Genomic DNA, 23455 nt, shown 5'->3' on the forward strand with positions numbered 1-23455 from the left:
AAATCAGGATTTAACCATAAACTATTGATTTGTATTAAATTAAATAATGACAAAAATCTCTAAATATAGTTTCGGATACTAAATATTCGACCCTTCTCATTATGTTGCAGAATTCCATCTCCTTTAAACTCATTGGCGCAAAGCAATGAAAACCACGTTCAATTTTTACCCATAACCACTTTATACTACCTATTGATGAGCGACTCATTAGATTACAGGTCTAATATTTTCTTCACATAAGATTAATATTATTAAATCAAATAAAAATCAAATACTTACCCTAAAAAAAGTCATAAATTCAAAAATAAAACCTTGATCATCTTCCTCAGACATGTATCCTTTACCAGGAATTTTAATTAGACCTCTAAAGGAAAAGTCGAATTATGATTACTGCCGCGCCATGGGTTGTCTACCCAGAAATACTGACAAAGGATGAAGAGAAGTGGGTATTTCGAACTCCAAACATTAAAGATGGTGATGCTGTGCATCGGCTGATCGCTGAGTGTCCACCACTGGATGTCAATTCTGCGTACTGTAACTTTTTGCAATCTCAACATTTCAATCAGACTTGCGTTATTGCCGAATGTAATGATGAAATTGCAGGTTTCATTTCTGGTTATCGAAAACCGGATCATCCAAATGAGCTATTTATTTGGCAGGTGGCAGTATCACCAAGACATCGGGGTAAAGGTCTTGCCTTTCACATGCTGCAAGAAATTTTGATGCGTGATGGACTTGGCGACATTCGAGTCGTTGAAACAACGATCACCGATGACAACAAAGGCTCTTGGAGCCTGTTTAAGAAGCTAGATAAAGCCAATGGCAATCAAGGTGAAGTGAGCACCTTTTTATGCGAAGAGCAGCACTTCAAAGGCAAACACGATACCGAGTATTTGTATCACATTCCTTTGAACCGCTCTTAATGGCGTGCTCAAACTCACTCACACATTCACACACAGAAATAGGGTTAAAAAACGGTCCCGACATGGATATCTTCAAAAAGCAAGAATCAAAGGTTCGTTCATATTCAAACAACTTCCCAGTGGTTTTCTCATCAGCAAAAGGCTGTTGGTTATACACCAAAGATGGCGAGCGCTATTTAGACTTTCTCGCCGGAGCTGGGTCGCTCAACTACGGTCATAACAATGCCGTGTTTAAGCAAGCATTGCTTGATTACATTGATGCTGACGGCATCACCCACGGCCTTGATATGCACTCCGAAGCTAAAGCCGAGTTTCTGTCTGCGCTCAACACGCACATTCTGAAACCGCGTGACTTGGACTATAAAGTCCAATTTACTGGCCCAACAGGTACCAACGCCGTTGAGGCCGCCATGAAATTGGCTCGTAAAGTGACTGGTCGAAGCAATATCGTTACGTTTACCAACGGTTTCCACGGTTGTACTGCAGGCGCCTTAGCCGCGACAGGCAACCAGCACCATCGTGGTGGTAATGGCGCGCCATTAAATGGCACAGCCCGTATTCCATATGAAGGTTATGCAGGTATTGATAGCCTTGCACTGTTTGAAACCATGCTGACTGATAACTCAAGCGGCTTGGATAAGCCTGCTGCCGTTCTACTTGAAGTTGTTCAGGGTGAAGGTGGACTTAACGCGGCGAGCGATAAATGGTTACAACAGTTAGAAAAAATCTGTCGAGATAACGATATTCTTATGATTGTCGATGACATTCAGGCAGGTTGTGGCCGCACCGGTACTTTCTTTAGCTTTGAGCCTTCCGGTATTAAACCTGACATTGTGACGCTGTCAAAGTCACTCAGCGGTTACGGACTACCAATGGCCGTTGTTCTGCTTAAACCAGAGCTCGACAAATGGTTACCTGGTGAGCATAACGGTACATTCCGTGGCAACAACCATGCGTTTGTAACGGCAACCCAAGCCATTGAAAACTACTGGGCAAACGATGAATTTGAACAACACATTAAAGCCCGTGCAGAGCAGGTAAGTAAAGCGATTCAACGCACTCTGCGCCGCTACCCATCTCTGTTTGTACGGAGTAAAGGTCGCGGCATGATGCAGGGCATCGAATGCCAAAACGGTGATATGGCTTCTGATATTTCTAAAGCCTGTTACGAAAACGGCATGATCATCGAAACAGCGGGTCCAGATGATGAAGTAGTGAAGTTCTTCTGCCCACTGACGATTAGCGAATCAGAGCTTGAGCAAGGCCTTCATATTTTCGAACAAGCAGTCGATTCGGTTGCTGAAAAACTCACACGAAAAGCATCTTAAGGAAAAACCATGATTGTAAGAACTCTAGAAGAATGTAAAAACAGTGAACGTCGCGTTGTTGCAGACAACTGGGAAAGTGTTCGCATGCTTCTTAAAGACGACAAAATGGGCTTTTCGTTCCACATCACGACGATTTACAAAGGGACGGAAACGCACATTCACTATAAAAATCACTTAGAGTCCGTCTACTGCATGTCAGGCGAAGGTGAGATTGAAGTGGTGGGTGGTGAAACTTACCCTATCGCACCTGGCACACTCTATATGCTGGACAAACATGATGAGCACTATCTGCGTGCGAAGCCAGGCACTGACATGGTGATGGCTTGTGTCTTCAACCCACCATTGACCGGTGCTGAAACACATGATGAAAGCGGTGTCTATCCGCTGGTTGACTAAGTTCTTGCCTTCGATCAGACCTTAGAGTCTGAGCTTAATAGAGAGGCTGAATAATCAGCCTCCTTCTTTACTGCCATAAAAAAGGAAATGAACATGACTTATACCGTTGAAAAGATTGGCGGTACGTCAATGTCAGCGTTTGACGCTGTACTTGATAACATTATTTTACGTCCGAATAACCCTTATAACCGCGTATTTGTTGTCTCTGCGTATGGTGGCATTACCGACGGTTTACTGGAATGTAAACGCACAGGTAAAGCCGGTGTTTATCGTTATATCGCTCAACGCGACGAGCAGTGGAAGCAAGCCATGGCGGATCTTGAACAGCGCATGTTGCTGATCAACGAAAACCTATTTGCTGACCCTGTTAACCGTATTCGTGCAGATAAATTTATTCGCGCTCGAATCAGCGAAGCAATCAATTGTGTGAGCAACATTTTGGATACGTGTCAGTACGGACAATTCTCTCTTCGTCAATACTTGCCTCAAATTCGAGAGTTTTTATCTTCAATCGGTGAAGTGCACAGTGCCTACAATACTGCACTGAAGCTAAAAACTCTTGGCGTGAATGCGCGATTTATCGATTTGTCCGGTTGGGATGATAAGTTAACCGGCGACTTAGACAGCGTGATTGAGCATGCATTTAAAGATGTAGATACGACTCGTGAACTGCCTATCGTCACTGGTTATGCATACTGCGACGAGGGTTTGATGAAAACCTATGACCGCGGTTATAGCGAGATGACCTTCAGTCGAGTTGCTTGTATCACAGGGGCTGACCAAGCCGTCATTCACAAAGAGTATCATTTGAGTAGCGCCGACCCTCGTGTCGTTGGCCCAGAAAACGTATTGCCGATTGGCAAAACGAACTTTGATGTTGCCGACCAACTGGCCAATTTAGGGATGGAAGCCATTCACCCTAACGCCGCATCAGGTCTGCGCCAACAAGACATTCCGCTGCAAATCAAAAATACGTTTGAGCCGGAACACCCAGGGACGCTTATTTCACAGCAGTATCAACCTGAGCGCGATAAAATTGAAATTATTGCTGGCAAAAACAAAGTATTTGCTCTGCATATTTTCGACCAAGCCATGGTCGGTGAAGCGGACAACGTGAGTCATGAAATGATGGCGCTGATCGCCGATGCTCGTGTACAGCTGGTTGGAAAAGAAATGAACGCCAACTCAATCACCTACTACGTGAGTGGCAATACGGAAAGCTTAAATCATTTACTGTATAAATCAGAAAAAGCGTTCCCGAAATCAACCATCACTGGGTGTATGGTCGCGATGATTTCCGCGATTGGTGCATCAATCAACACCAACGCGACATTAAGCAAAGGTGTGCTGGCATTGATGGATAAAGACATTGCCCCAATTGCAGTTCACTCTTCGATGCGTAATGTCAACGTGCAGTACGTCGTCAATGATGAGAGTTATGAGGCCGCGATTTGTGCGCTACATGAAGCCTTCTTCAAAGCGCCAAGTATTGCGCCACGTAAAGAAAAAGCAGTGTGTGCCGCGTAAGAGGTAGAAACCTTATCAAACCAAAACAGCGCCAAAAGGCGCTGTTTTTTTATGACCCCAAGACACTCAGGCCGTCAATGCTTCGTTTTGAGTACGATAAACCACCATATCTTCGATCGTCAGCACTGGCATATTATGCAATTTACCAAACGCGATAATTTCAGGCGTTTTAGCCATAGTACCATCTGGATTGGTCACTTCGCACAATACGCCTGCTGATTGCAACCCCGCCATTTGCATTAAATCGACGGTCCCTTCAGTATGGCCACGACGCGTTAATACACCACCAGCGCGTGCACGTAGCGGAAATACGTGACCAGGGCGCGCCAAATCTTCAGGACGAGCATTCGGATTGGCCGCGGTTTTACACGTAGTAATACGGTCAGTCGCAGAAACTCCTGTCGTAACCCCCACCTTGGCTTCAATTGAAACAGTAAATGCCGTCTGATTGGCGCTGTTATTGTTTTCAACCATCGGCGGCAACTGCAGCTTATTGGCTTGTTCATCGGTTAAACAAAGACACACGATACCGCTGCCTTCACGGATCATTAACGCCATTTGCTCTTGAGTTAAACTTTCAACGGCGCAGATAATATCGCCTTCGTTTTCTCGATCTTCATCATCGAGTAATAGGACACCCCGGCCTTGTTGCAACGCGGCAAGCGCATTTTCAACCCGAGTAATAGGATCGCCAAATTCGGCAAGTAGTGATGACTGATTCATGGTGAACTCCTGCTAACAACCAGAATCAGGGCGACTTAACAGAGAAGTGTAACTACGCGCAGCTACGCCAAACTTTAAACGTTTAACGCCGTTGCTATTCTCTTTCATCCGGACTGTAACCGTCGGCTCTGGAGTTTGACCAGATCTGCTGACCTCGACGCATCGAGCGCTCGTGGGCTCGTTTCATTTCATCTCGCAATGAACCACTTGAAACCTACCACCGGTGGGGAATTTCGCCCCGCCCTGAGAACAATTAAACAATGTGATTTCGCTCTATTTAAGCGAACAAAGTTAGTGTACTCCTTTCCCTGGCAAGAAAAAAGCTCAAAAACGACATGCTTAGCGTACAAACAGCCAGCGTATCAGTTTCGTAACCCATGACTGAAAACGCAGCATGATCATGCTTCTTGGCAGCCATTTCGGCGTAGTTAGCACAGTTTTCGCGTGTGACAATCGTCGAAAACCTTCAACACCGTGATAGTGACCCATCCCGGATTCACCAATACCACCAAACGGCGCATCCTCGGCAGCGACATGCATCACGGTATCGTTGATTGCAATGCCCCCACTGTGGGTTTGTTCGATAATTTGACGTTGAAAGATAGGATCTTCACTAAATAAATACAAAGCAAGCGGCCGTGGGCGACTGTTGATGGCACTGATGGCTTCACTCACTTGATGATAACCAATCACGGGCAAAATAGGACCAAAAATCTCATTTTGCATCAACAACATATTGCTATTGACCTCAGTGACAAGATGCGGCGCCATAAATCGTTCATCGCTGAGTTTGTCTCCCATCGCATGTACGTCAGCCCCTTTTTGTTTCGCGTCATGCAAATAGGCCTGCAACCGCCCCCATTGCTGCTCATTAATAATCTGGGTTTGTCTGGCGACACGCGATGCAAGATAACGGCGATAGCGAGTACGAAATCGATGAACAAATGTCATTTCTTGTCCGTGCGGCACGAAAACATAATCTGGCGCCACACATACTTGCCCAGCATTCAGCGTCTTACCAAGCATGATGGCATCGATAGCACGATTGATATCCGCATCATGGGCGATAATCACTGGGGATTTACCACCAAGCTCTAATGTCGTTGGCGTAAGATTTTGCGCCGCTGCTTTCGCCACTAAACGGCCTACTGACGTTGAACCGGTAAATAATAGGTGGTCAAAAGGTAGCTGACTAAAATGCGCCGCAATCTGCGCATCTCCTTCGATCACATAGATATGTTCATCAAAATCAGCCAACATCTCACGCAACACTTGGTTGGTATGTGGTGTGTATTCACTGAGTTTGAGCATGACACGGTTGCCAGCCGCTAATGCCGTCACGAGCGGAGCTAAACTGAGATAAATAGGAAAGTTCCATGGCACCATAATGCCAACCACGCCAACAGGTTGGTATTCAACTCGAACTGACGATGGCGCAAGAAGCAACCCAGCTTTTCGACGGCTCGGTTTCATCCAACGCGCTAGGTGTTTCAAGCTGTACTTGATGTGATTAAGTGACGGCAAAACGTCGGCGATCAGAGAGTCAAATTCACTGCGCTGACCATAATCTTCACTCATCGCCTTAACGAGGATATTTTGCGAATCAAGAAGCGCATGTTGGAGTTGCTTAAGCCGCTGACAACGCGCCTCGTAGTCCGGAAATGGGTCTGCGGCGTAGCGATTTTTAAGTTCAGAAAACAGATGGCGAATGTCGACTTGCGTTTTGACATGTTCTCGCTGCCAGCGGTTGATATTGACCACACGTTCCATAGTTCGCCTATCCGATCGACTGATGTATTTATGATGAATTAATTTAAGCTAACGGGCCGAAAAAGCGCCAGCTGCCAGACAGTTAGATTAATAATGCGACCTTTTCACATCTTTACTAACCCAAATTTCACGGCCAAGCCATACCACTCATTTTAATAGTAGTCTGCTTCTGACAACACGTTCGACAGGCGTTAATTATGTCAAGAACGTGTCGGTTAACACTTAATTCTCAGTTATGAACTAGTGATTCCGTCAAGCTCTAACTAGAGTAGCGCCGAAATTTACCATGAGGATAATGATTAATGAATAAGCGTGTTGTTACTTTGAGCATGACGTTAGCGTTATTGGGAGGCTGTAACCAAGAGTCACTGGCCCCCTCATCTGCTAGCACTCAAGTGACCGCCGCGGATACCATCTATTTTGGTGGAGACATACTCACTATGGAAGGCGAGCTCCCACAATATGTGGAATCCGTCGCCGTTGCCGATGGAAAAATCCTGTTTGCCGGTCGTCAACAAAAGGCACTCGAGTTCCGTCAAGCCACGACCAATTTAGTAGACCTTAAAGGACAAGCCTTATTACCCGGCTTTATCGATACTCAAGGACAACTGGTTCAATACGCGATGTCACTCAATATGGCGAATATCGCGGCATCGCCCTATGGCAGCAGTGATGACTTTGCCAGCTTGCAAAAAACACTGAGAGAACACATCGCAGACCAACACCTAGAACCCGGTGAATGGGTTGTTGCTACCGGTTATGACACCACCGTTTTGCCCTCTCATCCCAACCGCCAATTATTAGATGCCGTGTCCACCCAGCACCCGATTTTGCTACTTCATGCTTCAGGTCGCATCGGAGCACTGAATTCTCGAGGGCTTGAACTTGCCCATATCACACCAGACACCCCTAACCCTCATGGTGGTGTCATTCAACGTGATGGACATAATCAGCCAAACGGCGTCATTGCTGAAAATGCACTTTGGCCAGTGCTGCTCAATTTGCCGATGAACACCGAAAGTGAACGACTAAAACAGTTGGATGATGCGCAGAGCGTTTATGCCAGCCAAGGCGTTACAACGGCTCAGGATAGCTCGACCACACCACAAGATTTCGCGCTACTGAGCGATGCCGCGCAAAAAAACCGCCTGTTTTTGGATGTCATCAGTTATCCGATGTTAAACAAAATTGGCCAAGACTGGCAGCCTAATTTTAAGCACTATAATCACTATCAATCGAACCTCAGGCTCGGTGGAGTTAAATTAGACCTCGATGGCTCAATTGCAGGTCAAACCGCGTATCTGACACACCCTTACCACATGCCCCCTCACGGTGAGGACACTAGCTTTAAAGGGCGGCCTAACTACAGCGATGCGCAGGTTAAACAGTTAGTCAAACAAGCTTGGGCCAACCGCTGGCAAGTTCAGGCACATTGCAATGGCGATGCAGCCTGCGATCAGTTTTTGAACGCAATCAAGTCGATTAAAGGCGTGAAAAAACGCGATTGGCGGCCAGTCATGGTTCAGGCGCAATTAACCCGACCAGACCAAATCGCTGACATGAAAAAATGGCATGTTATTCCCTCGTATGAAATGACACACATCTACTTATTTGGCGATTTCTATCACGACTCAGCGATTGGTGAACAACTGTCTGCTCACCTTGACCCGGCTAAATCGACATTTGATGCCGGTATTCAGGCAACATTTCATACCGACTCACCTGAAATGCGTCCGGATATGTTGATGACCCTGTGGAGCAGTGTCAATCGCATAACACGTGCAGGTGCTTCGTTAGGTGCAGAAGAAAAAGTGTCTATCTATCAGGGATTAGAAGCGATGACGCGTTATGCGGCTTATCAAAACTTCGAGGAAAAAACCAAAGGCACCATCACTCGGGGTAAAGTGGCTGACTTTGTGATTTTAGATAAAAACCCACTCAAGGTTGATCCACTCGAGCTGCGATCGCTAAAAGTACAGACCACCATCAAAAATGGTCACCCGATCTGGCAAAATATGGCGTTGTAACTTGCCACTCATTTACACTGTAAACAAAGAAAAACCAGCCAATTAGGCTGGTTTTTCTTTGGGCAATGTTTTTGATGTTCAATATTGGGGGTATCAGGAGCATCAATCTTTGTCTGCCACTGATGGACATTGTGACGCCAAATCCGGAAGCAAAAAAGTTAGAAAATCAGTTTTATTTAATCCCCTTTTGGGCCAATTTTGGCAAATTACGTCCGAGTCCAGTCAATAAACTCACAAAATAGGAAATAGCTGTGGTGAACATTTCTCATTATTCACTCCGAAATTCAATTATGATAGTTGACGCATGTTGAGTAGGAATATCAGTAATAAGCGAGGCAAAGTGTCACAGTTAAATCTTTTACGTTATTACCAGAGGCTGGCTGAGTTTGGGATTGGCGACACAACGAAAACCGCTCTCCCTCTGGTTGCCGAACGTTTATTTACCAGCCCGAGACATGCACGTAATCTCCTCCATCAAATGCAGCAACTTAACTGGTTAGAATGGCAACCGAGAGCCGGACGCAACCAGCGGTCTGATTTAACATTACATATTGCTCTGGATGAGCTTAAGAGCCAACTTGCTTCACAGCAACTTCTGCAAGGAAAGTACGATAAAGCGCTGTCAATTTTAGACCATGACCAAGTCGCATTTGGTCGATTGTTACAGCGAACGTCTGGCGCTTCAATGCGCGAAGGACGCCTGCATATTCAGCTCACTTACAAACGTCCTTTTGAGCGTTTGGTGCCACATCAAGTTCACCGCTCCAGTGAGCGTTACTTGATTCGACAAATCTACAGTTGTCTCGTGACGAGCGACCAACACGGCCACGTACAGCCCGATCTCGCTCATCACTGGGATTATGATCCCAAGCATTATCGCTGGACCTTCTACTTGCGCCCGAGTTTGACCTTTCATGATGGTTCGCCGATTACCGCTGAGACTATCGTCAGCTTATTTGCCAAACTCACTCAGTTAGAAAACTATCAAATTGAGTTAGCACACTTGGTCAATGTCAGTGCGCCAATGGCAAACCGTGTCGAATTCGAACTGAGCCAACCTGATCTTGGCTTTGCGGGTTTGATTTCTGGCGTCAAATACTGCATTCAGCCCATCAACCAAGTGAACAACACCACCCATACCGCGGTGACAGGCAGTGGACCGTTCCAAGTGTATAATCACGACCACACAAAGTTAGAACTGCATGCCTTTGAGCGCTACTACGCGTGCCGCGCGTTAACCGACCAAGTCTCCATTTGGCATTGGCCTGAAGATAATCACGTATCGCAAATTGAAACCAATCAGCCTGAGGCGCATCATGTCCCCGTCGATAACTGTAATTATTACATTGCACCCGCCACGCAAAGCGACAGTCACAGCAGTAACATTGAACAGAGTAAAATCGAAGACGGCTGTATGTTCCTACTGTTTAACCAAACGGCCATGCCCAAACTGAGTGAAGAGCAAAGACGCTATCTCTCTTATCGTCTTTCCCAGCAAGCGATTTATCAGCAATTAGCTAAGCGAGGCACCCTATTTGAATGTGAAACGGCAATGAATCTGCTGCCACAATGGCACGATATTACACGCCCACCCGCTCAGCAGACCAACCTGCCTACTGAACTTTCAATTGCGGTCTACAACTATTCAGCACTGGTGTACTGTGCTCACGCAGTAAAGAGTTTGCTCGAACAGCTAGGCATCAGGGTGTCAATCACTGTCTATTCGTTTCGAGAGTTGTCTCAGCATGCTCGCCAGAAAACACTCGATGAAACGCTGATCGTCACCAACATGAATCTCGATGACAACCGCCACGCCTCCGCGTTCAGTTGTCTACTTGATAACCCTGTCCTGCATTATGCGCTTGGCCCCCAAGCCAGCCAGTGGTTAACCGATTCACTGTTTAACGTTCGCGCGAATCATTGCTTGGACGATTACCTTGAAGCATTGGAGCCAATCGCTTCTGCACTGATCAATGAATCCTGGATGATCCCAATGTTTCATCACCGCCAAACACTGCGTTTTCAAGACGTACTCAATGACGTCGCCCTCACTAACTGGGGCTGGCCTGACATTAAAAATGTATGGAGTGCAGGCAGTCGTTAACCTTCTCTATATTAGGCAAAATCTCTTTTTGATAACCATCATGGTCACAAGATGCCTTTCTTAAGTATTCCTTAAGTTAGTTTGGATAACCTCTCCTTAATCCAGTAAAGGAGAGTCCAATGGAAAACTTATTCTCAGTTGATGGTCTTTATCTTGACATTATTGATACTAATCACTGCCAATGGAACCAAGCCAAGCACTACATTCATGAACGTTACGCCAAAGCGTTTGATGCTCAGCTAAATGATTACATGCCAGCGTTTATGGCATTAATGAAAGAGCAAGAATTTGTGTCACTGTGTGGCTTTCGCGGCGCACAGAGTGGTGAATTGTTTCTTGAGCAGTACCTCGACATCCCTGCAGACGTCATTGTCAGCCAGCAGTTTTCAACCGCAGTTAAACGTGAGCAATTGGTTGAATTTGGCCAGCTTGCTTCTTTCAATAAGGGCTTGTCACTCGTGCACTTTTTCTTGGTCGCTCAAGCCTTAGTGGCTCGTAACTACCAATGGTGCATCTTTACGGCCACCGACCCGCTGTATGCCATGATGAAACGTTTTGGTCTTTCCTTGGTGACGATTGCAGACGCCAACCCAAACCGCATTCCCGATGCGACTTCAATTTGGGGTAATTACTATCAACATCAGCCACGAATCGTCGCTGGCCATTTGGTGTCTGGATTAGCCCATCTTAACGCACGTTTAGCATCGAGCCGCAGCCACGCAGTAGGAGAACGCTAATGACGATACTCTCTAAGCTTAGTGATTGGGCCAAGCTGCGACCCGAGAGGCCGGCACTAGTTGGTCACGATGCACAAGGCAGTGAGCTTAGCTTAAGCTATGCACAGCTGTGGCTACGAGTTCAATATACGGCTAAGCAATTAAAACAGCTTAATTCTCACTGCATTGCGCTGCGCGCGGAAAATAGTGTCGACTGGGCGGTACTTGATCTCGCGGCGCTCTCCAGTGATCTCAACTTACTGCCAATTCCGACGTTTTTCTCACAGCAACAAGTCACTCATGCTCTTGACTGCGCAGGGGTGGATTGGTTAATTGGCGACTGGCCTGAATACGGTGAGCCAAGTCGCGACTCGCTGTGTGGTTTTGCCTGCGTTGCTTATCCCAATCCCCGCCAAGCCGCTTGCTTAAACGGCACCTGCAAGGTGACTTTTACATCTGGCTCCACAGGAACACCAAAAGGTGTTTGCCTTAGTCGAGCACAGCTTAATACCGTCACTCAGAGTTTAGCCGATAGCCTCGCGACAGAGATCGAAAAACATTTGGTTTTGCTCCCGCTGTCGACCCTGCTGGAAAATATCACCGGCGTTTACGTACCAATTACTCTCGGAGTCACCAGTTATATTTATCAAGGCACGCAAGTCGGTCTCATTGGGTCAAGCCAATTTGACCCAACCATGTTTGCAAGCATGCTGCATCAGGTTGCACCACACAGCTTGGTTTTAACGCCAGCGCTGTTAATGGCTTTAGTAAAGATCGCGGAGCACAACCCGGCATTGGTCGCATCACTGCGTTTTGTTGCTGTTGGCGGCGCGAGCGTCGCAGCACAGTGGATCGAACATGCTCACCAGCTTGGTATTCCCGTATATGAAGGTTACGGCTTATCTGAATGTGCATCCGTGGTATGCCTTAACACCCCCACTCAATTCAAACCGGGCAGTTGCGGCAAAGTGCTACCCCACCTAGAACTGCACATCGCAAGCGATAACGAAGTCTGGGTCAAAGGGAATACCGCCCTTGGCTACATCGACCAACCGTTTAATGACGAGTGGTATCCGACAGGCGATTTAGCCGATATCGATGAGCACGGGTTTGTCACCCTTTGGGGGCGGAAAAAGAATCAAATCATCACCAGCTTTGGGCGCAACATTTCACCAGAATGGATTGAAACCACCGCACAAAAATGGCTACTCGGCACACCCATTGTGGTGGTTGGTGACGCGCAATCTTGTTTAACCGCGGTAATCTGCAGCGATAAAGAGATGACGTCGCCTATCGCCAAACTAAACCAAACACTGCCAGATTACGCACACATTAATCGTGTGATCTACAGCGCGAAAATCGCTCAGTTACCCAACCTCTACACCACCAATGGACGCCCTATTCGCCACCAATTTGAACAATGGGCACTAACACCACCAGCGTTTGTCACAGTGAAAACATTGAACGCAATGGAGCAAAACAGAGAGGAAATCCACATGACACCATTTTTTGAGACATTAAAGCAGCAAACCCAAACCGCGCAGCAGCACATGTTGCAAGCTCCGATATTTCAAGCTTGTCAGCAAGGTAAAGTTAGCCGTGCCATGTACTGTGACTTTCTTACTCAGGCCTTTCATCACGTGAAACATACGGTTCCTCTGCTAATGGCATGTGGAGGAAAACTGTCGATGAATGATGAGTGGTTACGTGCCGCGATCGGCGAATATATTTCAGAAGAGCAAGGCCACCACGAATGGATTCTTAATGATTTAACCGCCTGCGGTGCCAATGCACAACATGTACGTGATAACCGTTTAGAAGGCCGTGTTAGCCCAGAGATTGAATTAATGGTGGCCTATCTCTATCACCAAATAGACCGGGGCAATCCGATGGCTCTGTTTGGCATGGTTTGGGTATTGGAAGGAACCAGTGTCGGTGTTGGCGGCGCCATGGCTGAGCTAATTCAAACCCACCTTGGTTTGGGGAATGACGCCATGAGTTACCTTACTTCACACAGTGTATTAGATGCCGACCACATTCAGTTTTTCGAAACATTGATGAATCAAATCACCAATCCAAGCGATCAGCAGGCGGTCATCGATTCCGCCAACATGGTGTTCTCACTGTATGGACAAATGCTTTATGGCCTAACCGAAAACTCTCGCGAATTAGCCGCATAAGGAGTCGATGATGGACCTGAACAATAAACGAATTTTGCTCACTGGAGCCACTGGTGGTATTGGCCAACAAGCTGCTCAATCGCTCGCAGAGCAAGGGGCGAGGTTGCTGCTTGTTGCACGCAATCAGCAAAAAATTGAGGCGCTCATTGCTCGCCTACCCAACCCTGATGTTCACACTACGCTGAGTGCGGATCTGACCACCCGCGCAGGAAGATGTGCGTTGAATCAACAGGTTGAACATTGGCAGCAACAAGGGAAACGCCTCTCTGTCGTGATAAATAATGCTGGCAGTAATCAGTTCCAATTTTTATCTCAACGCAGTCATGACACTTTGGAAACGGAACTGAACCTCAATTTGCTCACACCGATTTTGCTCAGCCAAATGGCGATGCAATGGCTGGAACGCCCAGGATTGATCCTTAATGTCGGTTCCACATTTGGCGCCATTGGTTACCCTGGCTATACCAGTTACTGCGCCGCGAAGGCAGGCCTGCATCGTTTTAGCGAAGCCTTAAACCGAGAGCTTGATGGGGCGGGGATCAACGTACTTTATCTTGCGCCGCGAGCCACTGACACCGACCTTAATAGCGCTGCAGTACAAGCCATGAATAAAAAACTGGGCAATCACAGTGATTCGCCTCAGGTGGTCGCTCAGCAACTTGTCGAGATGCTACAACACGAGCAGGCCACACGCTGGCTGGGATGGCCAGAAAAACTGTTGGTTAAAATTAACCAGTGGTTCCCAAGCTTAGTCTCGAACGCCATTCGTAAACACCAAAGCGTTATTCATGATTGCCTCACCCAAACACCGTTAGGCCATCATCACGACGTTAAGCTCAATGCTTCATTGACTTCTGCCGAAAAACACTTGTAAGGAGGCGCACATGACTCGTCTATGGATCCCTTTCATCACACTACTCAGCAGCGCATTGTTCACCAACGCGGCACAAGCCAGCGCTGATCCTTTGGTCACCATTCAGAAAAAATGGGCACAATGCCAATACCAGCGCTCACAAGAAAAACAGCAAATTTACTGTTTTGAGCAGCTAATCAAACGCAATCAACAGGCTTTGAATTCGGCGCCGACACGCGCTGATCTTAAGGTGTGGCTAGCCATCAATAAAAGCTCCTTAGCCGGCGCCCAAGGTGGTATTGGCGCGCTCTCTTTAGTCGAAGAAGCCAAAGACCTTTTAGAGCAAGTTATTGATCAAGCGCCAGAAACGCTTGATGGCTCCGCATACACGAGTTTAGGTTCGCTATACTATAAGGTACCGGGATGGCCAGTGGGTTTTGGCGATGACGACAAAGCCGAACACATGCTTAAAAAGGCCTTAGCCATTAATCCAAATGGTATCGATCCCAACTATTTTTATGGCGACTTCCTCGCTGAGGATGGGCGGAAAAAAGAAGCGATTCAATACTTAACCCGAGCCCAGAAAGCGCCACCTCGAGCCGAACGTCCGCTCGCAGACCAAGGGCGACAACAAGAAATCGCGGCGAAGTTAAAGGAGTTACAATAACCAATGCGTCTATTACTCATCGAAGACGATAAATTACTGGGCGAGTCCATGATGACATCGCTCAGTCGTCACGGGTTCACTGTCGATTGGCTAGAACGCGGAGGCGGTGTGGTCGAAGCGCTGCGTATGGAAATGTTCACGGCCATCATTCTTGATCTTACTTTACCCGATATCGATGGGCTTGAAGTCTTGAAGCGCTTAAGGGATGCCAATTTTACTCAGCCCGTACTGATTTTAACTGCTCGCGATGACATCAATGACCGAGTCAAAGGATTAGATGGCGGCGCCGATGATTACTTGGGTAAACCTTTTGCCCTAGAAGAACTATTGGCACGGCTTCGCGTATTAATTCGTCGCCAATCTGGCAGCGCTCAAGAGCAAATTCAGCTAGGTGGACTGAGTTTGTGTTTATCCGAGCAGTCGGTCAAACTCGATGGGGAGCGACTCAAACTCACCAAGAACGAGTTTAAGATTTTAGCTAGCTTGATGACCAATGCTGGACGCGTCATGAGCAAAGAACAACTCCAGCAATCTGTGCATGGCTGGGACGAGACCGCCAGTGATAACGCGATTGAAGTTCATATCCACAACTTGCGTAAAAAAGTCTCTGGCGACCTTATCAAAAACATTCGCGGTATAGGATATATCATTGAAAAGTAAACTCCCTTTTTCGATAAAACGCCGCTTAACCCTTTCTGTGGTATTACTCTCCACCCTATTGATCGTGATCACCCTCTTTTTCAGCTTTGCATCGGCGCGCCATGAAATCAAAGAAGTGTATGACGCACGGCTAGGGCAGTCGGCCAAGTTGCTGTTACTCAACTACAGCTTACTCAGTACTCAATCAGACCAAACCTCTTATCAACAGACGTTCGAACGTTGGATGCAAGACATTCACCGCCTAGCACCAGATGACGATGACGGGCCCACTCAGTATGGACACCCTTATGAACAAAACATCGTTTTTCAGTTCTACCAACAAGGTGAACTGCTGTGGAGCTCTGACAATAAAATGGGCGAAGTTGAGCACCAAGTCGACAGCCAAGGTTTTGGGTATTTTCACAATCAACAGCGCTTATGGCGCTCATTCCAATTGCCACTCAATGACCAACGCGGCACCCACATTATCGTTGCTGAAAAGCAAAGCATACGTGATGAAATTATTGATGAAATCGCCTTATCAACCGCCCTGCCGCAAATCATTTTGATTCCCTGTTTGGCTTTTATGATTACGCTGCTGATTGGTAAAAACTTTCAGCCTATCTCTGAGTTACGTGTGGCAATTGCCCAGCGCAGTGCCCATCGTCTTGATAAAATTGTTGTCGCCAATGAGACTCAAGAATTGTCTCCGCTGGTTGATTCGCTAAACAATATGTTAGAGCAGTTGTCTCAGGCATGGCAGCGCGAAAAGCGCTTTACGCGCATGGCAGCGCATGAACTAAAAACGCCGCTGACTGTACTCAGGCTCAATGCAGAAAATGCACTGAGCAGCCAAAACCGTCAGCAGTTGGATAACGACCTCAACAATATCCTCAAAGGCATCGACCGCACAGACCGACTAATCCATCAACTGTTAACTCTAGCGAAAGTTGAGAGCACTTCGCACATTGAGAGCAAACAAATCGAACTCGATATATTAATCAAACGCTTAATGGCGATGTTGGCTCCCTTCGCTTTAAAGCAACATCAAGCGCTGGAGTTTGTGGGGGGGAGCGGCACACTCATGGGCGACGAAATGTTGCTCGAAGTCTTGTTTAAAAATTTACTGGATAACGCAATACGCTACGCTGGAGAAGGCTGTGAGATCAAAGTCACCATCGACACTGATGACCAAGGCTTAAAAGTACACGTTGCGGATAATGGCCCAAACCTCAGCGCAGAAACTCGAGCTAAGTTGTTTGATAACTTTTACCGCGCTAATACGGAGCAAGGGGATGGCGCCGGGCTTGGCATGTCGATCGTGCGTGATATTGCCCTGCTTCACAACGGGCAAGTTACACTCTTACCAAGGACAAACGAACTCAATATTTTTGAAGTGCGTTTTTTCGCGCCTTAAACCGCCAAGTCTTTGAGTTCGAGTTTGGTGGTGCTGAGAAGCTTCTTATATTGCACCGTAAACAGCTCTGCACACGCAAGCGCATCACTCGCCGCCGAGTGTGAGTGATAATTGGGTAACCCATAATAGGTACGCAAGTCATTCAATTGATAGCTGGGATGAGCGCCAGTGCGCCCCTGGTAGCTAAAACGCTTTTCAAGTTGCAGCGTATCTAAAAAAAATGCAGGAAACGCATCGCAGCGGTAACATTCCTCGGCATAACGTTCGATGAAAGCTCGTTCAATACTCGCGCCGTGAACCAAGATAACTTTACCGGCTAAACAGGAAAACAGCTGGGACATGGCTTGGCGAATATCGACGCCATCCGCCAGTAATTTTGGGGTCAGCTCATTAACTTCTGCGCTTGCCGCTTTCACGAACTGCCCATTGTTGACCAAAATTTCTTGGGTCTGACCGACATCAATATCATTGACGGTTAGCGGAACTAAGCCAATGGAGAGAATTTTATCTTCATCCACATCCACGCCTGTCGTTTCAAAATCGAGCGCGATCAACTCGACCTCTTTGAGCGAGGCGTGAATATTAGGTAAAGGGGTTGAGAAGTATTGTTTGAAGCCGCCATCCCAATCCGGCTCCAACAGCGTTTTTTGCCGAACCGCTTCGGGGGATAACTTTTTATCCCAGCGCTTAAACAACCTCTCAAACATCCGATTAATTCCCTTTTAAGAAACGTAATTTGGCTACGTCCTGCATTTCACTGATGATTTTAAACGCATCCTTTAAATGCTTGCGTTCAAAGCTACTAAAACTGTCTGGTTTAATATGATTATTGGGCTCTAAACCTTGCTTAATCGCATCCAATTGGTGGCGAAAACGCACTTGAGTAATAAAGCGATAAGCGCCAATAATGTTATCGCAGCTGTCTTGAGACATACTGCCGTGCTCTGCGGCGTAGCGAAAGCGCTCTTCGGTACCGGTCAATGAACCGCCCGCCGAGAGACTAAAAATACGCGCTAAATCGATGATCAAATTGAGCGCATACTTTTTGATATTAAGGGTATTACTGTTTTCACCGCCCTTCTCCAACACCAAGTTGTTGAAGATCCCCAGTGGGGGTTGCGTGTCGATGGCATCCTTCACCAACGCTGGTAAAAAGTTCGCGCTGTCTTGAATACAATGGTGCAGATGCTGCTGAATTTGGTCGACAAAATCAGCGTTGCCATAAATCGCACGCACTTCAAGAAACACACTAATACTCAGCAGCTTATTGTACTCCGGACTGGAGACCCATTTTTGATAATATTCTTTCCAACGTGAAATCGGCTGACACCACTTTGGTGACGCGGCCATGTATTTTCCGTCGCACAGCGGGTAACCACAGGCCGCTAGCCCATTGCACACCCGCATCGCCAAATGCGTAAAGTAGAGACGGTGATCTTCGGTCACATCATCGCTAAGCACGATCGCGTTGTCTTGATCCGACAGCATATGCACTTCATTACGCGCATGTGAGCCCGCAACCATCCATACAAACTCACAAGGTGCAGGGCCTAGAACCTCTTGTGACAGTTGAATCAAACGACGCGTGAAAGCATCCATGATCATCGACATCACTTTACCTTGAATTTCCGCGCTCACGCCACTTTCAACCAAAGCTTGGAAAATAACCTCACGCTCATCTCGCAAATTGGCTAATGCGTTCACCGACCCGGCATAGCGAATTTTTTCAATCAAAAATAGCGATTGCGTGCGGTGGCCGTGGACCAAGTGTGTGGTGGTAATCAGTCCGACGACATCGCTGCCTTTTAGCACGGGTAAACAACGAATATTGTATTGCAGCATTAAAGACACCGCCTGAATGACCTTATCCTCTGCCTGTATCAATACAGGGTTTGGCGTCATCACTTGCGAAACCGAGAGCGAAGTGTCCATTCCGGCCGCAACACCACGCGTCATATCGCGGTCGGTGATCAACCCAACGATTTCTTCCCCGCGCTTAACCACCGCACATGAACTACGCTGGTCATTGCACATCGCATACGCCACTTCGCGAATCGACATCTCTAGGTCAACGATGGCGATATTTTCACTGGCAATCTCACCTACAGTGCGAAAAAACAGCCCTTTTTCTTCTTTGGTCGCCACGTGTTTTATCGCCGAACTCAAACGCACTTGCGCTTGCGCCGCAAAATAATCGGCAAACTCAGGATGGCTATCACAAACTTGAATAAGCTCTTGGTGAGGAATCAGGTAAAGTAACGAATCCTCAATCGATACTGCTCGGTATCCATTTTCGGCGTTGGTCAACGGCTCGAGGAAAGTAAAGCCAAATTGGTCTTCTTCACCTAAACGGGCACGCAATGCACCAGTGGGCATACGCTGCTCAATCGCGCCAGTGCGAATGATATAAAGATACCGCTGTTCACAGCTGGAGCTGAACTCAATTTCCTCACCCTCAGTTAGATATTTCACTTTCACTGTGTTTGATAAATGGCGCACAATCTCGTTTGGCAACTTATCAAATGGGTCTAAGCGAATAAGAAAATCGTAGATGTTGGGAGTAACCGACGTACCCATAAGAACCTCAATAATATTAAAACGACGTTTTATTTAACATCATAATGCAAAAAAAAGCAGCCACGCAGGCTGCTTCTTATTAAGCCAGTTTTTATGCCGGATAGTTGTGATAACCAAGCTCTTTTGAAATGTTCTTACATGCGGTTTGCAGTAAGCCAACATAGTAAGACATGCGTTTTTGATCGAAACGAATGGTCGGAAAAGAGATCGACAAGCCAGCGATAATATTACCAAAACGGTCATACACAGGGGCTGCAATACAACGTAGGCCAGGCTCTTGCTCTTCGTTATCTTCGGCATAATGGACTTCACGTACATGCTCAAGTTCAGCCAGTAATTGATCGACATTTTCTAGAGTCTTATCAGTGTGTTTGATGAACTCTACATCTTTCAAGGCTTCACGAGTATACGCTTCATCACGCCCTGAAAGCAGCACTTTACCAATACCAGTACTGTACAGCGGATTACGACGGCCAATACGCGATTGCATGCGCAAGTTATAACCCGAATCAATTTTGTGAATATAGATAAAGGCATTTTCATCAAGCGCACCTAAGTGCAATGCCTCATTGGTTTTTTCTGATATATAGCGCATTTCTTTATCAGCAATAGAGATAAGATCCACATACTCTAGCGATTTAGAACCGAGCTCAAATAAGCGCAAAGTCAGGGAGTATTTATCCGCTTCCCCTTCTTGAGAAACGTAACCAAGCGTCTTCATTGTTTGAAGAAAACGGTACGTCGTTGCTTTAGACATCATTAAGCGCTGGGATAATTCAGACACCCCAATTTCTTTTTGTTCGCCCAGTGCCTGAAGAATATTAAACACTTTAAGTACCGATGAGACGGCCTCTGGTTGCGTCGATTTCTGCATTAAGTATCAACCTTCTTTATTTATTTTTGCTCATTATAGCGAACCAAAGTCACAGAGCCAGTTATTTAAAAAAGGCATTTCAAAATTTTAGAACCAAGCACAGTTTGCGTGAAAATTCAGATCTTCATCATCTTTTATGAAAAGGCGTTTCAAAAAAAATTGCAACCCAATTTCTTTTTATGTAATGTGGGTTTCAACAGGTGATCAGACGACTCCTGATTCACTACGCTAGATACCACTGAGGAAATAGATATGATTCTTGATTCATTCAACCTAGAAGGCAAAGTTGCAATCGTCACTGGTTGTGACACTGGTTTAGGTCAAGGCATGGCATTGGGCCTTGCTGCAGCAGGTTGTGACATTGTTGGTGTTAACATTGTTGAGCCAACTGAAACCATCGAAAAAATGGCAGAAACTGGCCGTAAATTCGTTGACGTTCGCGCTAACCTAATGAAATTAGATGATATCCCTTCAATTGTTGACCGCGCCGTTAGCGAGCTAGGTAAAGTTGATATCCTAGTTAACAATGCAGGTATCATCCGTCGTAACGACGCAATCGAATTCTCAGAGCAAGATTGGGATGATGTTATGAACATCAACATCAAGTCTGTGTTCTTTATGTCTCAAGCCGTTGCTAAGCAATTCATGTCTCAAGGTACTGGCGGTAAAATCATCAACGTTGCGTCAATGCTTTCTTTCCAAGGCGGTATCCGCGTGCCTTCTTACACAGCATCTAAGAGCGGTGTAATGGGCGTGACACGTCTAATGGCAAACGAATGGGCATCTCACAACATCAACGTTAACGCGATTGCCCCTGGTTACATGGCAACCAACAACACTGCGGCACTTCGTGCAGACGAAGAGCGTAGCAAAGAAATCCTAGACCGTATTCCAGCAGGTCGTTGGGGTCTACCATCTGACCTAGCCGGTCCATGTGTGTTCCTAGCGTCTCCAGCGTCTGACTACATCAGTGGTTACACCATCGCGGTTGACGGCGGTTGGTTAGCACGCTAATCCTAGGTTTTAACCAACAAATGCAGGCATAACCGAAGTGGATATAGACATCACGTTTATCGCACAGGCCTTAGGCTTTGTTAGCTTTGGTTTAGGTGTATCGACCTTCTATCAGAAGGACGACCGCAAGTTAAAAGTCATTATGTTGATTTTTAATCTCAATCACCTACTGCATTATTTTTTACTTGGTTCGATGACGTCTGCGCTGAGCGCGGCGTTGTCGGCGTTTCGTACTGGAAGCTCAATTTATACTTCCTCAAAGTACGTCGCTGGTTTGTTTATCGTCTTAGGTTTGGGCCTAGGGCTGAAATTGGCGGATAACTGGTGGGATATGTGGCCAATTTTTGGCACAGTAATCGGCACCTATGCGGTATTTATGCTGCAAGGTATTGCTATGCGTGTGGCCTTTCTGATTGGCGCAATTTGCTGGCTGATTAACAACATTATTGTCGGCTCTATCGGCGGAACTATGTTGGAAATGACGTTACTCAGCGTAAATTGCATGACGATTTATCGTCTCCTAAAAGACAAAAAGAAAAGCACATGTCCAACCCAAGCAATGTAAACAAGGGGACATCATGTTTGTTTTTAATCAAGACGTGAAACTAGAAGATCTCGGCGATGGCGTGTCACGAAAAATCATGGCATACAGTGACAATATCATGTCGGTAGAAGTGCATTTCGAAAAAGGTGCAATCGGCCCGATGCACAACCATCCACACGAACAACTAACCTACGTTTTATCTGGTGAGTTTGAGTTCACCATTGGTGACGAAAAGAAAATCGTCAAAGCGGGCGATGCGCTCTACAAAGAGCCAAACGTTATGCACGGCTGTGTGTGCCTAGAGAAAGGTGTATTGCTAGACAACTTCACGCCAATGCGTAAAGACTTCGTTGAATAAACCACCCGAATTATCTGAATATCACGCGGTAAGGCCGCAGGAGAACAAATTATGAAAATCGCTTTAATGATGGAAAACAGCCAAGCTGGCAAAAACGCAATGGTTGCTGCTGAACTCAACAACGTTGCTGGTGGTCTTGGTCACGATGTATTTAACGTCGGTATGAGTGATGAAAACGACCACCACCTCACTTACATCCATCTAGGCATCATGGCGAGCATCCTACTTAACTCTAAAGCAGTTGATTTCGTCGTGACTGGCTGTGGTACTGGTCAAGGCGCTCTTATGTCAAGCAACATGCACCCTGGTGTTGTTTGTGGTTACTGCCTAGAGCCATCTGATGCTTTCCTATTCAACCAAATCAATAACGGTAACGCTATCGCTCTTGCGTTTGCAAAAGGCTTTGGCTGGGCGGGTGAACTGAACGTTCGTTACATCTTCGAAAAAGCATTTACCGGTGCTCGTGGCGAAGGTTATCCAATTGAACGCGCAGCGCCTCAACAAGCCAACGCAGCTATCCTAAACGACGTGAAAGCAGCGGTATCTAAAGACGTTATTGAAGGCCTACGTTCAATCGATCAAGAACTGGTTAAAACCGCTGTTGGCGGCGCTCGTTTCCAAGAGTGTTTCTTCGCAAACTGCCAAGTTCCAGAAATCGCTGAATACGTTAACAGCCTACTGAAATAAGTTTGTTGCTCATCTTAGATTATCTTATCGGGAATAAGTGAATCTTTTGCCAGCCCTAATCAGGCTGGCTTTTTTTATATTGTAAGGCGCATAATCAAAAGCCACTGTTTTCATTTTAATGCGTTGAGATA

The 23455-nt window shown here is 46.5% G+C and carries 21 protein-coding genes, 1 pseudogene and 1 riboswitch; of the genes and pseudogenes, 17 read left to right on the plus strand and 5 right to left on the minus strand.

The window, feature by feature from the left end:
• The first annotated feature begins 383 nt into the window (after positions 1-383).
• From ectA to ACFFUV_RS10930, 4 genes are all read left to right on the plus strand, one after another.
• The gene (gene ectA / locus ACFFUV_RS10915; protein WP_390192381.1) at positions 384-923 is read left to right on the plus strand and encodes a diaminobutyrate acetyltransferase; all 540 of its coding nucleotides are present in this window, start codon (positions 384-386) and stop codon (positions 921-923) included.
• Positions 924-985: 62 nt separating this feature from the next.
• The gene (gene ectB / locus ACFFUV_RS10920; protein ID WP_390192383.1) at positions 986-2251 is read left to right on the plus strand and encodes a diaminobutyrate--2-oxoglutarate transaminase; all 1266 of its coding nucleotides are present in this window, start codon (positions 986-988) and stop codon (positions 2249-2251) included.
• 9 nt (positions 2252-2260) lie between these two features.
• The gene (locus ACFFUV_RS10925; RefSeq protein ID WP_390192387.1) at positions 2261-2647 is read left to right on the plus strand and encodes an ectoine synthase; all 387 of its coding nucleotides are present in this window, start codon (positions 2261-2263) and stop codon (positions 2645-2647) included.
• 93 nt (positions 2648-2740) lie between these two features.
• Complete coding sequence (locus ACFFUV_RS10930) at positions 2741-4174, plus strand: aspartate kinase (RefSeq protein WP_390192392.1); 1434 nt, start codon at positions 2741-2743, stop codon at positions 4172-4174.
• Positions 4175-4240: 66 nt separating this feature from the next.
• Here the strand turns inward: ACFFUV_RS10930 and ribB are convergent, their stop codons facing one another.
• Both ribB and ACFFUV_RS10940 read right to left on the minus strand, forming a co-directional pair.
• Positions 4241-4897, minus strand: coding sequence for a 3,4-dihydroxy-2-butanone-4-phosphate synthase (ribB, locus tag ACFFUV_RS10935; RefSeq protein WP_390192395.1), 657 nt, complete (start codon positions 4895-4897; stop codon positions 4241-4243).
• Positions 4898-4989: 92 nt separating this feature from the next.
• Positions 4990-5152: riboswitch (FMN riboswitch) on the minus strand.
• Between the two features lie 84 nt (positions 5153-5236).
• Entirely contained in the window at positions 5237-6667 is a 1431-nt protein-coding gene (locus tag ACFFUV_RS10940; RefSeq protein ID WP_390192398.1) for a coniferyl aldehyde dehydrogenase, read from the minus strand.
• 302 nt (positions 6668-6969) lie between these two features.
• Between ACFFUV_RS10940 and ACFFUV_RS10945 the strand changes: the two genes are divergently transcribed.
• From ACFFUV_RS10945 to ACFFUV_RS10985, 9 genes and pseudogenes are all read left to right on the plus strand, one after another.
• Entirely contained in the window at positions 6970-8694 is a 1725-nt protein-coding gene (locus ACFFUV_RS10945) for an amidohydrolase (protein ID WP_390192402.1), read from the plus strand.
• A 304-nt stretch (positions 8695-8998) separates the two neighbouring features.
• Positions 8999-10798 carry an SgrR family transcriptional regulator gene (locus ACFFUV_RS10950; RefSeq protein ID WP_390192405.1) on the plus strand — a complete coding sequence of 600 codons (1800 nt, stop codon included), beginning with the start codon at positions 8999-9001 and terminating at the stop codon, positions 10796-10798.
• A gap of 119 nt (positions 10799-10917) precedes the next feature.
• A complete protein-coding gene (locus ACFFUV_RS10955; protein ID WP_390192406.1) occupies positions 10918-11535 on the plus strand; it encodes a thermostable hemolysin in 618 nt (205 codons plus the stop codon).
• Positions 11535-12512: pseudogene (locus ACFFUV_RS10960) on the plus strand (AMP-binding protein); the annotation flags it as partial. The gene ACFFUV_RS10955 and the pseudogene ACFFUV_RS10960, both read left to right, overlap by 1 nt.
• Positions 12513-13010: 498 nt before the next feature.
• Entirely contained in the window at positions 13011-13694 is a 684-nt protein-coding gene (locus tag ACFFUV_RS10965) for an iron-containing redox enzyme family protein (protein ID WP_390193280.1), read from the plus strand.
• Positions 13695-13704: 10 nt separating this feature from the next.
• Positions 13705-14568: an SDR family oxidoreductase gene (locus tag ACFFUV_RS10970; protein ID WP_390192409.1), complete on the plus strand. Its 864-nt coding sequence runs from the start codon at positions 13705-13707 to the stop codon at positions 14566-14568.
• Between the two features lie 10 nt (positions 14569-14578).
• Positions 14579-15214 (plus strand): tetratricopeptide repeat protein, encoded by a 636-nt coding sequence (locus ACFFUV_RS10975; protein WP_390192412.1) that lies wholly within the window; start codon positions 14579-14581, stop codon positions 15212-15214.
• Between the two features lie 3 nt (positions 15215-15217).
• On the plus strand, positions 15218-15874 hold the full coding sequence (locus tag ACFFUV_RS10980; protein ID WP_390192415.1) for a response regulator: 657 nt from the start codon (positions 15218-15220) through the stop codon (positions 15872-15874).
• The gene (locus ACFFUV_RS10985; protein WP_390192419.1) at positions 15864-17270 is read left to right on the plus strand and encodes an ATP-binding protein; all 1407 of its coding nucleotides are present in this window, start codon (positions 15864-15866) and stop codon (positions 17268-17270) included. The genes ACFFUV_RS10980 and ACFFUV_RS10985 overlap by 11 nt, the downstream gene beginning before the upstream one ends.
• Here ACFFUV_RS10985 and ACFFUV_RS10990 read toward each other — a convergent pair.
• The 3 genes from ACFFUV_RS10990 to kdgR form a co-directional block, all read right to left on the minus strand.
• Positions 17267-17977, minus strand: a complete 711-nt coding sequence (locus ACFFUV_RS10990) for an exonuclease domain-containing protein (RefSeq protein WP_390192422.1) — start codon at positions 17975-17977, stop codon at positions 17267-17269. The two genes, ACFFUV_RS10985 and ACFFUV_RS10990, sit on opposite strands and share 4 nt — an antisense overlap.
• Positions 17978-17981: 4 nt before the next feature.
• The gene (locus ACFFUV_RS10995; RefSeq protein ID WP_390192424.1) at positions 17982-19847 is read right to left on the minus strand and encodes a DUF294 nucleotidyltransferase-like domain-containing protein; all 1866 of its coding nucleotides are present in this window, start codon (positions 19845-19847) and stop codon (positions 17982-17984) included.
• A gap of 91 nt (positions 19848-19938) precedes the next feature.
• On the minus strand, positions 19939-20721 hold the full coding sequence (kdgR, locus tag ACFFUV_RS11000; RefSeq protein WP_390192427.1) for a DNA-binding transcriptional regulator KdgR: 783 nt from the start codon (positions 20719-20721) through the stop codon (positions 19939-19941).
• Between the two features lie 252 nt (positions 20722-20973).
• Here kdgR and kduD point away from each other — a divergent pair, with 252 nt between their 5' ends.
• The 4 genes from kduD to ACFFUV_RS11020 are packed head-to-tail and all read left to right on the plus strand — an operon-like array spanning position 20974 to position 23324.
• Complete coding sequence (gene kduD / locus ACFFUV_RS11005; protein ID WP_390192430.1) at positions 20974-21735, plus strand: 2-dehydro-3-deoxy-D-gluconate 5-dehydrogenase KduD; 762 nt, start codon at positions 20974-20976, stop codon at positions 21733-21735.
• Between the two features lie 43 nt (positions 21736-21778).
• Complete coding sequence (locus tag ACFFUV_RS11010) at positions 21779-22300, plus strand: YgjV family protein (RefSeq protein ID WP_390193283.1); 522 nt, start codon at positions 21779-21781, stop codon at positions 22298-22300.
• 13 nt (positions 22301-22313) lie between these two features.
• A complete protein-coding gene (locus tag ACFFUV_RS11015) occupies positions 22314-22637 on the plus strand; it encodes a cupin domain-containing protein (RefSeq protein WP_390192433.1) in 324 nt (107 codons plus the stop codon).
• Positions 22638-22688: 51 nt separating this feature from the next.
• Positions 22689-23324, plus strand: coding sequence for an RpiB/LacA/LacB family sugar-phosphate isomerase (locus tag ACFFUV_RS11020; protein WP_390192437.1), 636 nt, complete (start codon positions 22689-22691; stop codon positions 23322-23324).
• Positions 23325-23455: the final 131 nt, after the last annotated feature.

Origin of the sequence: Vibrio olivae (assembly GCF_042428525.1) — a bacterium.
Classification (GTDB): domain Bacteria; phylum Pseudomonadota; class Gammaproteobacteria; order Enterobacterales; family Vibrionaceae; genus Vibrio; species Vibrio olivae.

Coding starts and splice junctions, on each gene's coding strand:
- ACFFUV_RS10925 (WP_390192387.1), top strand. CDS start 2,261: ATGATTGTAAGAACTCTAGAAGAATGTAAAAACAGTGAACGTCGCGTT.
- kduD (WP_390192430.1), top strand. CDS start 20,974: ATGATTCTTGATTCATTCAACCTAGAAGGCAAAGTTGCAATCGTCACT.
- ACFFUV_RS11015 (WP_390192433.1), top strand. CDS start 22,314: ATGTTTGTTTTTAATCAAGACGTGAAACTAGAAGATCTCGGCGATGGC.
- ACFFUV_RS10955 (WP_390192406.1), top strand. CDS start 10,918: ATGGAAAACTTATTCTCAGTTGATGGTCTTTATCTTGACATTATTGAT.
- ACFFUV_RS10930 (WP_390192392.1), top strand. CDS start 2,741: ATGACTTATACCGTTGAAAAGATTGGCGGTACGTCAATGTCAGCGTTT.
- ribB (WP_390192395.1), bottom strand. CDS start 4,897: ATGAATCAGTCATCACTACTTGCCGAATTTGGCGATCCTATTACTCGG.
- ACFFUV_RS10990 (WP_390192422.1), bottom strand. CDS start 17,977: ATGTTTGAGAGGTTGTTTAAGCGCTGGGATAAAAAGTTATCCCCCGAA.
- ectA (WP_390192381.1), top strand. CDS start 384: ATGATTACTGCCGCGCCATGGGTTGTCTACCCAGAAATACTGACAAAG.
- kdgR (WP_390192427.1), bottom strand. CDS start 20,721: ATGCAGAAATCGACGCAACCAGAGGCCGTCTCATCGGTACTTAAAGTG.
- ACFFUV_RS10965 (WP_390193280.1), top strand. CDS start 13,011: ATGACACCATTTTTTGAGACATTAAAGCAGCAAACCCAAACCGCGCAG.
- ACFFUV_RS10970 (WP_390192409.1), top strand. CDS start 13,705: ATGGACCTGAACAATAAACGAATTTTGCTCACTGGAGCCACTGGTGGT.
- ACFFUV_RS10980 (WP_390192415.1), top strand. CDS start 15,218: ATGCGTCTATTACTCATCGAAGACGATAAATTACTGGGCGAGTCCATG.
- ACFFUV_RS10995 (WP_390192424.1), bottom strand. CDS start 19,847: ATGGGTACGTCGGTTACTCCCAACATCTACGATTTTCTTATTCGCTTA.
- ACFFUV_RS11020 (WP_390192437.1), top strand. CDS start 22,689: ATGAAAATCGCTTTAATGATGGAAAACAGCCAAGCTGGCAAAAACGCA.
- ectB (WP_390192383.1), top strand. CDS start 986: ATGGATATCTTCAAAAAGCAAGAATCAAAGGTTCGTTCATATTCAAAC.
- ACFFUV_RS10945 (WP_390192402.1), top strand. CDS start 6,970: ATGAATAAGCGTGTTGTTACTTTGAGCATGACGTTAGCGTTATTGGGA.
- ACFFUV_RS10950 (WP_390192405.1), top strand. CDS start 8,999: ATGTTGAGTAGGAATATCAGTAATAAGCGAGGCAAAGTGTCACAGTTA.
- ACFFUV_RS10975 (WP_390192412.1), top strand. CDS start 14,579: ATGACTCGTCTATGGATCCCTTTCATCACACTACTCAGCAGCGCATTG.
- ACFFUV_RS10940 (WP_390192398.1), bottom strand. CDS start 6,667: ATGGAACGTGTGGTCAATATCAACCGCTGGCAGCGAGAACATGTCAAA.